We start from the raw sequence: 391 nt of genomic DNA, 5'->3' as shown, positions 1-391 counted from the left end.
CGATCGTCCGCGCCGATTCGCTGAGCGGCCGCCACAGGACGCAGGATCTGCAGCGCCTCGCGGATGCAGACCTGGCGCTGCTTGCGATCCGCGACCTGCCGGAAGCCTCGAAGGCCGCGCTGCGGCGGCACGAACGCCATGTGCGCGACAAATATCGGCTGCGCAATTTCCTCGACGTGAAGGCCGAGCGGGGCCTGGCTTCGGCCGCGGCCTATGCGTTCGCAAGCCAATCCAACTTCTTTCCCATCGTCCAGGGCGTGGCATCCGACAAACTCGAGGCGCTGTTTCGCAGCGTTGGCCTCGTGTCCAGGAACAAACACGTGCCGCCGCTGCGTTTCCTGATGGCCGGAACCAGCACGGGCAAGGCACGGTAAGGTGCGGGAGCGTTGGC

The 391-nt window shown here is 66.2% G+C and carries 1 pseudogene; it reads left to right on the top strand.

The features are described 5' to 3' along the window. Positions 1-374 (top strand): annotated as a pseudogene (locus EN852_RS35850) (glycosyl transferase family A); the annotation flags it as partial. Positions 375-391 lie beyond the last annotated feature (17 nt).

Source organism: Mesorhizobium sp. M2E.F.Ca.ET.209.01.1.1 (genome assembly GCF_004010375.2).
Taxonomy (GTDB): Bacteria; Pseudomonadota; Alphaproteobacteria; order Rhizobiales; family Rhizobiaceae; genus Mesorhizobium.
The sequence above is the reverse complement of the archived record's forward strand: the minus strand, read 5'-3'. Positions and strand labels throughout refer to the sequence as shown.